Origin of the sequence: Methylobacterium frigidaeris (assembly GCF_022179185.1) — a bacterium.
GTDB classification, from domain to species: Bacteria; Pseudomonadota; Alphaproteobacteria; order Rhizobiales; family Beijerinckiaceae; genus Methylobacterium; species Methylobacterium frigidaeris.
Window position 1 is genome coordinate 1 of sequence record NZ_BPQJ01000455.1, and the last position, 216, is coordinate 216.

Consider the following 216-nt stretch of genomic DNA (forward strand, 5'->3'; position numbering starts at 1 on the left):
ATGTTCGGCCAGCCGGTGCTGGTCTTCGAGGGCGAGAAGGAGACCCTGCGCGCGGCCCACGGGCGGGCGCTCGGCCGGGCCCTGCCCTGCGCGGTGTTCACCGCGGACCTGTTCGCCACCGGCCACGACCGCGACAACCGCGCGGCCGTGCGCGCCGTACCGACGGCCGATCTGGATCTGGTCGGACTCGCGGTGTACGGCCCGCGGGGCGGGGTG

1 protein-coding gene is annotated in these 216 nt (G+C 75.9%); it reads left to right on the forward strand.

What is annotated here, in order from left to right:
• Nucleotides 1-216 (forward strand): DUF2000 domain-containing protein (locus MFF64_RS37640; RefSeq protein WP_238194198.1); only part of this gene is annotated, 216 nt, incomplete at both ends.